The organism is Kitasatospora sp. NA04385 (assembly GCF_013364235.1).
Classification (GTDB): Bacteria; Actinomycetota; Actinomycetes; order Streptomycetales; family Streptomycetaceae; genus Kitasatospora.
On the sequence record NZ_CP054919.1, the window covers coordinates 1,205,995 to 1,216,685 of the forward strand.

The window sequence follows — 10,691 nt, forward strand, 5'->3', positions numbered from 1 at the left end:
CGCCCCGCACTCCCCCGTCCCGCCCCGTCCCGCCCCGCCCGTTGCCCGCCCTCGTGCTCCGCTCCGAGAGGACTCCTCGCCATGGCCGACCAGACGACCGTCACCCCCGACCTGCTCGCCTACGTCCGGGAGGTCTCGCTCCGCGACGACGACCTGCTCAGGGAGCTGCGGGAGACCACCGCGGGCCTGCCCGGCGGGACCGCCATGCAGGTGATGGCGGAGGAGGGCCAACTGCTGGCCCTGCTGGTCGGGTTGACGGGGGCGCGGACGGTGCTGGAGGTCGGCACCTTCACCGGCTACAGCACCCTGTGCATGGCCCGCGCGCTCCCGGCCGACGGGGTGCTGGTGTCCTGCGACATCGAGGAGCGGTGGCCGGCCATCGGCGCCGACTTCTGGAAGCGGGACGGGGTCGACGCGCGCATCGACCTGCGGATCGGCGACGCGGCCGCGACGCTGGACGCGCTGCTGGCGGAGCGCGGGCCGGAGGGCTTCGACCTGGTGTTCATCGACGCGGACAAGGCCAACTACCTGCGCTACTACGAGACTTCGCTGGCCCTGCTGCGCCCCGGCGGTCTGCTCGTGGTCGACAACACCCTCTTCTTCGGCCGGGTCGCCGATCCGGCCGCCGCGGACCCGGAGACCGCCGGGGTCCGGGAGCTGAACCGGGTGCTGCACCGCGACCCCCGGGTGGAGCTGTCGCTGCTGGTGATGGCCGACGGGATCACCCTGGTCCGCAAGCGCTGAGGACGGCGGGCCGAAGGGCCCGGCGCCCCCGGGGTTCCGGGGGCGCCGGGGTTCCGGGGGCGCCGGGCCCTTCGGCGCTCACGGCGCCGCCGATGGCCCGTCCGGCTCTGGAGCGTCCAGGTCGGGGGCGTCCACGCTGACGACGGTGGACACCACCCGCGGGCCGGGGGCCAGGTGCAGGCGCTGGAGCCCGGGCTCCCCCGGCGCCGGTGCGAGGACCGCGGCGCACGGGCACGGGGCCTCGTCCAGGCCCTCGAAGCCCGCGAACCGGTAGGCGATCTCCATCATCCGGTTGCGTTCGGTCGCCCGGAAGTCCGCGACCAGGTGGGCCCCGGAGCGGGCGGCGGCGTCGGCCAGCCAGTTCAGCAGGGTCGCGCCCGCGCCGTAGGCGACGACCCGGCAGGAGGTGGCGAGCAGCTTGAGGTGCCACAGGCCCGGGTGCCGCTCCAGCAGCAGGACGCCGACCGCGCCGTGCGGGCCGAACCGGTCGGTGAGGGTGACCACCAGGACCTCGTGCCGGGGGTCGGCGATCAGGCCGCGCAGCACCGCGTCCGGGTAGTGGACCCCGGTCGCGTTCATCTGGCTGGTGCGCAGGGTGAGTTCCTCGACCCGGGACAGTTCCTCGCCGGTGGCCCGGGCGATCCGCATCCGCAGGTCCAGGGAGCGCAGGAACTCCTCGTCGGTGCCGGGGGCGGCCGCCCGCTCGGCGTCGCGGCGGAAGCCCGCCTGGTACATGCTGCGCCGCCGCCGGGAGTCGACGGTGCTGGTCCCCGGGGTGAACTCGGCGAGCCCGGGCAGGTCGAGGACCTGCTCGGCCGGGTAGCAGCGGACCTCGGGCAGGTGGAAGGCGACCTCGGCGCGTTCGGCGGGCCGGTCGTCGACGAAGGCCACGGTGCCGAGCGCGAAGTTCAGCCGGTCGGCGATCCGGCGCACCGACTCGGACTTGGCGCCCCACCCGATCTCCGGCAGCACGAAGTACTCGGCCAGGCCGAACGCCTCCAGCCGGGCCCAGGCGTGCTCGTGGTCGTTGCGGCTGGCGACGGACTGCAGGATGCCGCGGGAGTCGAGCTCGATCACCACCTTGCGCACCTCCTCCGGCAGGTGCACCTCGCCGTCCTCCAGCAGGGTGCCCTGCCAGAGGGTGCCGTCCAGGTCCCAGACCAGGCACTTGACGGTGACGCTCCCGGCCATGTCGTCCCTCCTCGTCCCGTCGGCCGCGGGCCCGCTCACGGTGCCCCCGGCAAGGAGAGGGCGTGCTGCGCCAGCATCAGCCGGCACAGCTCGTTGCTGCCCTCGATGATCTCCATCAGCTTGGCGTCCCGGTACGCCCGGGCGACCGCGTTCCCGTCCCGGGAGCCGGCCGAGGCCAGCACCTGGACGGCCGTCGCCGCGCCCCGGGCGGCCTGGGTCGCGCCGACGTGCTTGGCCAGCACGGTCGCCACCACCTGGTCCGGCGACCCCTCGTCCCAGCAGCGGCTGGCGTGCTCGCAGACCCGCACGGCCACCTGCTCGGCCGTGTAGAGGTCGGCGAGGTGCCCGGCGACGAGCTGGTGCTCGGCGAGCGGCCGGCCGAACTGCTCCCGTCCGGCGGCGTGCGCGGTGGCCGCCGCCAGGCAGGCCCGCAGGATGCCCACGCACCCCCAGGCGACGGACATCCGCCCGTAGGCCAGCGCGGTCGTCACCAGCAGGGCGGTCGGGAGCCCGTGGCCGCCCAGGACGCTGTCGGCCGGCAGCCGCACCCCGTCGAGGTGCACGTCGGCGTGGCCGGCCGCGCGGCAGCCGAGCGGGTCGGCGATCCGCTCGATCCGGACGCCGGGCGCGTCGGCGGGCACCACGACGGCCACCGCCCCGTCCTCGTGGCGGCCGACGACGACCAGCAGGTCGGCGTAGTGGGCGGCGGTCACCCACTTCTTGTGCCCGTCGACGACGACCTGGTCGCCGACCCGGCGGACGGTCGTGGTCATCGCGGCGAGGTCGCTGCCGGCGCCGGGCTCGCTGAAGCCGACCGCCGCCAGCGCGCCGCCGGTCAGCCGGGGCAGGTGGAGGGCCGCCTGCTCGGCGGTGCCCAGGCGCTGGATGGTCCACGCCGCCATGCCCTGGGAGGTCATCACGCTGCGCAGCGAGCTGCACAGGCTCCCCACGTGGGCGGTGTACGCGCCGCTGTGCGTGCTGCTGAGCCCCCAACCGCCGTACTGCTCCGGCACTTCGGCGCACAGCCGCCCCTCGGCGCCCAGTCCGCGCAGCAGGTCCGACGGGATGAGGCCGGTCCGGTCCCACTCCTCCGCCAGGTCGCCGACCCGCAGGGTGACGGCGGTCATCGCGCCGCCCAGGTCGTCACCCACGCGGACCTCCGGCGGGCTCCCGGAGCCGGGTCACCAGCGCGGCCATCCGCCGCACGGTGCGGAAGTTGTCCAGCCGCAGGTCCGCGCCGCGGACGGCGACGGCGTAGCTCTTCTCCAGGTGCACCACCAACTGCATGGCGAAGAGGGACGACAGCCCGCCGGCCTCGAACAGGTCGGTGTCGGCGTCCCAGGCGGTGCCGGTGCGTCCTTCCAGGAACTCCAGCAGCTCCTTCTCCAGGGTGTGGGTGTCGGGCGTGTCGGGCGTGCTCATGACGGTCTCCTCGTCCGGACGGTCAGCAGCGGTCATGGATGATCAGGGATGGTCAGGGGCGGTCAGGTGTAGTCGTAGAAGCCGCGCCCGGACTTGCGGCCCAGCCGGCCCTCGCGGACCAGCCGGAGCAGCAGTCCGGCGGGGCGGCAGCCGTCGTCGCCGGTGCGCTCGTGCAGCACGGTGAGGGAGTCGACGAGGTTGTCGATGCCGATCAGGTCCGCGGTGCGCAGCGGGCCGGTGGGGTGTCCCAGGCAGCCCTGCATCAGGGTGTCGACGTCCTCGACGCTCGCCGTGCCCTCCTCCACCACCCGGGCCGCGTCGTTGATCATCGGGTGCAGGATGCGGCTGGTGACGAAGCCGGGCGCGTCCCGGACGACCACCGCCCGCCGCCGCAGGGCCGTCAGCAGGTCCGCCACGGCGGCCATCGCGGGCTCCCCGGTCCTGGCGCCGCGGACCACTTCCGCGGTGCCGATCAGGTAGGGCGGGTTCATGAAGTGGGTGCCGACCAGTTCCTCCGGCCGCTCCAGGGCCCCGGCGAGTTCGTCGACGGGGATGGAGGAGGTGTTGGTGATCAGCAGGGTCCCGGGCCGGACCAGCCCGGAGACCTCGGCCAGGACGGCGGCCTTGACCCCGGCGTTCTCGGTGACCGCCTCGACGACGGCGGTGGCTCCGGCGGCGGCCTTGAGCGAGGTGCCGGTGGCCAGGGTGCCGGGGGCCGTCCCGGCGGGCAGCGCGCCCATCAGCTCGGCCAGCCGGAGTTCGCCCTCGATCAGCTCCGCGGCCCGGTCGAGCCGCTCCCGGTCGACGTCGACCAGGTGGACCGGCAGGCCGTGCCCGAGGGCGAGGACGGTGATTCCCACGCCCATCACCCCGGCGCCCAGCACGGTGAGGACGTGCCGCTGCTGGGGGGACGGGTGGGAGTCGTCGTGCGGGGCGGTGGTCAACGGGTTCTCCTTCGTTCTCACGAGCCGTCGGGGGTGCGCAGGGTGCCGGGGGTGCGGAGGACCGCGCCGAGCCAGTCGGCGACGGCGTCGCCGGTGGTCCCGACGTGCTGCTCCATGATCGAGAAGTGGTCTCCGGGAACGTCGACGACGGTGTCGGCCCCGGCCCAGGACGAGCGCCAGTCGCCGGCTTCGGCGGACGGGCGGCCGAGCGGGGTGGAGGCGCGGACCAGCAGCAGCGGGGCGCGGACCGCCGGGGGCTTCCAGTCGTCCAGCAGCCGGAAGTAGCCGCCCATCGCGGTCAGCCGGGTCCCGTCCATCGGGGCCGCCCGGTCCTCGCGGGCGAACATGCCGCCCAGCAGGACGTCGTTGAACTGGGTGATGCCCTGGTTGTCGGAGAGGTAGGTGTCCAGCAGCACCACGGCCGCCGGGCCCGCACCGCGCCGCTCCAGCTCGGCGGCCACCGCCTGGGCGAGCGTGCCGCCGGAGGAGGAGCCGGCCAGGACGAGCGTCCGGCCGGGCAGTTCCCGCAGCAGGGTCGTCACCTGGAAGTCCAGCAGGGCCGCCATGTCGGCGGGCAGTTCCTCCTCGGGGGCGAACCCGGGGGCGTCCAGCGCGACGACCGCGTAGTGGTCCCGGAAGCGGGCCGCGAAGCGGGCGTACTGGTGGGCGCCGCCGAGGGCGACGATCGAGCCGAAGCAGACCAGAACGGGGGCGTCGGCGCGCTCGTTCAGCCGCAGCAGGCGCGGGCCGGCGCCGACGGCGGCCAGGTCGCCGCCGTGCTGGAAGGCCGGGCGCAGCGCGGCGGCGTTCTTGAGCAGGGCGATGCCCTCGTCGATCCGGCCGAGCGCGCAGGCCCGGCGGAACAGCACGCTCGCCGGGTCGGTGTCGACCGGAGCCGGGTCGGCCCCGGCTGCCGTCCCGGGCGCCGTTCCGGGCCGGGGGGCGTCGTCCTCCGGCCCGGCCTCGGCGGCGAGGCGCGCCGCGAGCGCGGCGGGGGTGCCGCTGTCGAAGACGGCGGAGGGCCGCAGCCGCACGCCGGTGACGGCGGCCAGCCGGTTGCGGAGCTCGACCGCGGTCAGCGAGTCGAACCCGACCGAGAGGAAGGGCTCCGTCGCGGACAGCGCCCCGGAGTCGGTGTGGCCGAGGACCTCGGCGGCCTCGGCGAGCACGAGCTCGCGCAGGACCGACTCGCGTTCCCGCGCGTCGGCGGCGGCGAGCCGGTGCCGCAGTGCCGCGGCGGCGGTCGCCGCCGCCTTCGCCCCGGCCGCTCCGGCCGGGCTCCGCCGGACCAGGGCGCGCAGCGCCGGGTGCACCGGGCCGTCGCCGCGCCCGGTGAGGTCGAGGTGGGCCAGCACGACGGGGCTCCCGTCCCCCGGCGGGGCGGCGTCCGGGGCGCACACCGTGTCCAGCAGGGCCATCGCCTCCCCGTCGGAGAGGCCGCGGGCGCCGCGCCGGTCGATCCGCCGCCGGTCGGAGTCGTCGAGCTCGGCCGTCATCCCGCTCGCCCGCTCCCAGGGCCCCCAGGCCAGGGACAGGCCGGGCAGTCCGAGCCGTCGGCGTTCCGCGACGAGGGCGTCGAGCGCGGCGTTGGCGGCCGCGTAGGACGCCTGGCCGGGGCTGCCCAGCACGCCCGCGGCGGAGGAGAAGACGACGAACGCGGCGAGGTCCGCCCCGCGCGTCAGCCGGTCGAGGTGGTGGGCGGCGTCGTACTTGGGCCGCAGGACGGCGGCCGTCCGCTGCGGCGTCAGGCCGTCCAGCAGGCCGTCGTCGAGCACTCCGGCGGTGTGCACCACGGCGCACAGCGGGCGGTGTCCGGGGATCGTGGCCAGGGCGGCTTCCAGGGCCCGGCGGTCGGACACGTCGCAGCCGAGGGCGGTCAGCTCGGCTCCGGCCCCGGCCAGCTCCGCCGTCAGCTCCGGCAGGCCGGGGGCGTCGGCGCCGCGGCGGCTCAGCACCAGGAGGTGGCGCACCCCGTGCGCGGCGACCAGGTGACGCGCCAGGACGGCCGCGAGGGCGCCACCGCCGCTCAGCAGGACCGTCCCCCCGGACGGCCCGAACGCGCCGGCCGGCCGGGACGCGGGGACGGCGGCGGACCCGGGGGCGGCCCCGGGGGCCGGGACGGGCCGGGCGGGGGCCGCTGGCCGGACCAGTCGGGGGGCGTACAGGACGCCGTCGCGCAGCGCGGCCTGCGGTTCGCCCGTGGCGAGGAGGTCGGCGAGCGCGTCGGCGAGCGCGTCGGCGAGCGCGTCGCCGAGACCGTCCTGCTCCGGTCCTTCGGTGTCCAGCAGCACGAAGCGGTCGGGGTGTTCGAGCTGGGCGGCCCTGAGCAGGCCCCAGACGGCCGCCGCGCCGGGGTCCACCGCCTGCGGCCGCGCGCCGAGCGGGCCGGTCGCGCCCCGGGTGAGCACCACCAGGGGCGTCCGGGCGGCGCTGTCGTCGGCCAGGTGGGCCTGGACGCGCTCCAGCACCCCGGCCGTGACCGCGTGCACCGCCGCGGGGTCCGGGTCGGCGCCGTCGGCGGACGGGGGGCAGGTCAGCAGCAGCGCGTCGGGGGCCGTGGGCCGGGGTTCGGCGGGGAAGCCGGTCGGCAGCAGCCGCTCGTCGCGCGGGCCGAGCAGGCCCCAGCGGGTGACCGGGCGCGGACCGGGCCCGGCGGTGACCGGCGTCCAGCCGAGGTGGAAGACGGAGCCGGCGGACGCCCCCAGCGCGGCGGCGGACGCCGTGCGCAGGGTGAGCGAGCCGACCGTCGCCACGGTGCGCCCCTCGGTGTCGGTGATCCGGGCGGTGACGGCGTCGGGTCCGTCCGGGGCCAGCCGGACGCGCAGGACCGGCGCGTCCGAGCCCTCGATCGCGACGCGCTGCCAGCAGAACGGCAGCGGGACGCCGTCGGCGGGCCCGGCCTGCGCGGCGCCGTCGCGCAGGCCGGTCGTCTGGAGGGCCGCGTCCAGGAGGGCGGGGTGCAGGCCGAAGCCGTCCGCCCCGGTGCCGGGGAGGGCGTCGGGCCGGGCCACTTCGGCGTGGATCGCGTCCGCGGTGCGCCAGGCGGCGCGCAGGCCGCGGAACGCCGGGCCGTAGGCGACGCCCCGGGCTTCGAGCAGCCCGTACAGCTCGTCCACGTCGAGGGGGACGGAGCCGGGCGGGGGCCACGCGCCGACCGGTGCGGCCGTGCCGTCGTGGTCGGCCGCGGAGTCCAGGGGGCCGACCGTGCCGGTGGCGTGCCGGGTCCAGGGCCGGTCGGCGGTGCCGGGGGCGGCCTCGGGCCGGGAGTGGAACTCCACCGGGCGGTGGCCCGCGGCGTCCGCGGCGCCCACCCGGACGCGCAGGTGCACGGCGTGCTCATCGGGCAGCAACAGCGGGGCGGCGAGGGTGAGTTCCTCGACGAGGGCGCAGCCGTGCCGGCGGCCCGCGTGCGCGGCCAGCTCGACCAGGGCCGCGCCGGGCAGCAGCACGGCTCCGGCCACGGCGTGGTCGACGAGCCAGGGGTGGGTGGCCGGGGAGATCCGGCCGGTGAAGAGGGTGCCCGCGTCGTCGGGCAGCTCGATCGCGGCGCCGAGCAGCGGGTGGTCCGCGGCGGACTGGCCGACGGCCGCCCCGTCCCGGTCGGCCGGCCCGGCGTCGAGCCAGTAGCGGCGGCGCTGGAAGGCGTAGGTGGGCAGGTCCACCGGCCGGGCGCCGGTGCCGGCGAACAGCCGCTCCCAGTCGACGCGCAGGCCCCGGACGTGGGCCCCGGCGAGGGCGAGTTGGAGCCGCCGGAGCCCGCCGGCGCCGCGCCGCAGGGTGTCGAGGACGACCGTCTCCGGGGCGTCCGCGTCGGCGGCCGTGTCCTCGATCCCGTACATCAGGGCCGGCTGGGGGCTGGACTCGATGAAGACGCGGTGCCCGGCCGCGAGGAGCGCGCGCGTCGCCCGCTCGAACTCGACGGTCTGCCGCAGGTTCCGGTACCAGTACTCGGCGTCCAGCGCCTTCGTGTCCAGCAGGCCACCGGTCACGCTGGAGTAGAACGGCACCGCGCCGGACAGCGGCACGATGCCCTCCAGGTCGGCGAGCAGCCGCTCCCGGACCTCCTCCACGTGCGCGGAGTGCGAGGCGTAGTCCACCTCGATGGAGGTCGCCCACACTCCTTCCGCCAGGAGTTCTTCCACCAGCGCGGCGACGGCGTCCGCGTCGCCGGACACCGCCGTCGAGGACGGGCCGTTGACCGCCGCGACGGAGAGCCGCTCCCCGATCCGCTTCCGTACCGTCTCCACCGGCAGCGGCACCGAGGCCATACCCCCGCGCCCCGCCAACGCCCCCACCGCACGGGAGCGCAACGCCACCACCCGCGCCCCGTCCTCCAGACTCAGACCCCCCGCCACGACGGCGGCCGCGATCTCGCCCTGCGAATGACCCACCACCGCATCCGGCACCACCCCGAACGAACCCCACACCTCCGCAAGCGACACCATCACCGCCCACAACACCGGCTGCACCACATCCACCCGCGCCAGCAACACCTCCGAACCCAACGCCTCCACCAACGACCACTCCACATAAGGCGCCAACGCCCGCTCACACTCCGCCATCCGCCCCGCAAACACCCCCGACTCGGCCAGCAACTCCACCGCCATCCCCACCCACTGCGACCCCTGACCCGGGAACACCAGCACCGAACGGCCCGGGCGGGGCCCGGCGCCGACCGGCACGTTCGCCGAGCCCTTGCCCCGGGACAGGGCCGCGAGTCCGGCCAGCAGCTCGTCCCGGTCCGCGCCCACCACCACCGCGCGCTCCGCGAACCGTGCGCGGCCCGCCAGCAGCGAATGGCCCACGTCCAGCACGCTCAGGTCCGGTTCCGCCGTCACCCGCCCGTGCAGCGCCGCCGCCTGGGCGCGCAGCGCCTCCGGGGTGCGCGCCGACAGGATCCAGGGGACGGCGGCGGGCACCGGCGCGTCGGTGGCGGCCGGGGCGTCGGCCGGGGCGGCGGGGGCCTGTTCGAGGATCACGTGGGCGTTGGTGCCGCTGGCGCCGAAGGAGGACACCCCGGCCCGGCGCGGACGGCCGGTCTCCGGCCAGGGGGCGGCCTCGGTGAGCAGCGAGACGGCCCCCTCGGTCCAGTCGACGCGGGACGAGGGGCGGTCGACGTGCAGGGTGCGCGGCATCAGGCCGTGCCGCAGCGCGAGCACCGACTTGATCACCCCGCCGACGCCCGCGGCGGCCTGGGTGTGGGACAGGTTGGACTTCAACGAGCCCAGCCGCAGCGGCCGTTCGGCGGGCCGGTCCTGCCCGTAGGTGGCCAGCAGCGCCTGCGCCTCGATCGGGTCGCCGAGCACGGTGCCGGTGCCGTGCGCCTCCACCATGTCCACCTCGGACGGGGCGAGTCCGGCGTGGGCGAGCGCCCCGTTGATGACGCGCTGCTGCGCGGGCCCGTTGGGGGCGGTCAGCCCGTTGCTGGCGCCGTCCTGGTTGACGGCCGAGCCGCGGACCACGGCCAGCACGGGGTGCCCGTTGCGGCGGGCGTCCGAGAGCCGCTCCAGCAGCAGCAGGCCCAGGCCCTCGCCGAACCCGGCGCCGTCCGCGGCGGACGAGAAGGACTTGCTGCGCCCGTCGGGGGCCAGGCCGCGCTGGCGGCTGAACCCGACGTACAGGCCGGGGGTGGACATCACGGTCACCCCGCCGGCCAGCGCGAGCGTCGTGTCGCCGGAGCGCAGCCCCTGGCAGGCGAGGTGGACGGCGACCAGCGAGGACGAGCAGGCGGTGTCCAGGGTGACCGCCGGGCCCTCCAGGCCGAGGGTGTAGGCGATCCGGCCGGAGGCGACGCTGGGGATGGTGCCGGTGCCGAGGAAGCCCTCCACCTCGTCGGGCACCCGGCCGAGGCGGGAGCCGTACTCGCTGTAGATCACTCCGGTGTAGACGCCGGTGCGGCTGCCGCGCAGGGTGGTCGGGTCGATGCCCGCACGTTCCACCGCCTCCCAGGAGGCTTCCAGCAGCAGCCGCTGCTGCGGGTCCATGGCGAGCGCCTCGCGCGGCGAGATGCCGAAGAACCCGGCGTCGAAGCCGGTCGCGTCGTGCAGGAAGCCGCCCTCGCGGACGTAGAAGGTGCCGGGGGCGTCGGGGTCGGCGTCGAAGCCGCCCTCGACGTCCCAGCCGCGGTCGGCGGGGAACGGCGAGACCGCGTCGCGCTCCTCGACCAGCAGTTCCCACAGGTCCTCGGGGGTGCGCACGCCACCGGGGTAGCGGCAGCTCATCGCCACGACGGCGATGGGCTCGGCGGAGTCGTCGCGCAGCCGCCGGTTCTCCTGCCGCAGGCGCTGGTTGTCCAGCAGCGAGGCGCGCAGGGCGGCGACCACCTGGTCCGGGTCGGTGGTCATGGGGGCGGGCTTCTCCTTCTGCGGCGGTCGGTCGGTCTGCGGCGGG

At 76.6% G+C, this 10,691-nt stretch carries 6 protein-coding genes; 1 reads left to right on the forward strand and 5 read right to left on the reverse strand.

Translation table 11 applies throughout. The features are described from left to right. The first annotated feature begins 81 nt into the window (after positions 1–81). Positions 82–744 carry an O-methyltransferase gene (locus HUT16_RS05320; RefSeq protein WP_176185934.1) on the forward strand — a complete coding sequence of 221 codons (663 nt, stop codon included), beginning with the start codon at positions 82–84 and terminating at the stop codon, positions 742–744. Between the two features lie 78 nt (positions 745–822). On the opposite strand, the gene HUT16_RS05325 is transcribed toward HUT16_RS05320, so the two are convergent. The 5 genes from HUT16_RS05325 to HUT16_RS05345 form a co-directional block, all read right to left on the reverse strand. Beyond that, positions 823–1,935 carry an HAD family hydrolase gene (locus tag HUT16_RS05325; RefSeq protein ID WP_176185936.1) on the reverse strand — a complete coding sequence of 371 codons (1,113 nt, stop codon included), beginning with the start codon at positions 1,933–1,935 and terminating at the stop codon, positions 823–825. Positions 1,936–1,970: 35 nt separating this feature from the next. Then, positions 1,971–3,086: an acyl-CoA dehydrogenase family protein gene (locus HUT16_RS05330; protein ID WP_176185938.1), complete on the reverse strand. Its 1,116-nt coding sequence runs from the start codon at positions 3,084–3,086 to the stop codon at positions 1,971–1,973. Continuing rightward, positions 3,079–3,357, reverse strand: coding sequence for an acyl carrier protein (locus HUT16_RS05335; RefSeq protein ID WP_176185940.1), 279 nt, complete (start codon positions 3,355–3,357; stop codon positions 3,079–3,081). Before HUT16_RS05335 ends, HUT16_RS05330 begins: the two co-directional genes overlap by 8 nt. Positions 3,358–3,419: 62 nt before the next feature. Beyond that, on the reverse strand, positions 3,420–4,301 hold the full coding sequence (locus HUT16_RS05340; RefSeq protein WP_176185942.1) for a 3-hydroxyacyl-CoA dehydrogenase family protein: 882 nt from the start codon (positions 4,299–4,301) through the stop codon (positions 3,420–3,422). Between the two features lie 17 nt (positions 4,302–4,318). Continuing rightward, entirely contained in the window at positions 4,319–10,645 is a 6,327-nt protein-coding gene (locus HUT16_RS05345; RefSeq protein WP_176185944.1) for a type I polyketide synthase, read from the reverse strand. Positions 10,646–10,691: the final 46 nt, after the last annotated feature.

Excerpts from the sequence above, each read along its gene's own strand:
- HUT16_RS05325 (WP_176185936.1), bottom strand. The coding sequence starts at position 1,935 with ATGGCCGGGAGCGTCACCGTCAAGTGCCTGGTCTGGGACCTGGACGGC.
- HUT16_RS05345 (WP_176185944.1), bottom strand. The coding sequence starts at position 10,645 with ATGACCACCGACCCGGACCAGGTGGTCGCCGCCCTGCGCGCCTCGCTG.
- HUT16_RS05320 (WP_176185934.1), top strand. The coding sequence starts at position 82 with ATGGCCGACCAGACGACCGTCACCCCCGACCTGCTCGCCTACGTCCGG.
- HUT16_RS05335 (WP_176185940.1), bottom strand. The coding sequence starts at position 3,357 with ATGAGCACGCCCGACACGCCCGACACCCACACCCTGGAGAAGGAGCTG.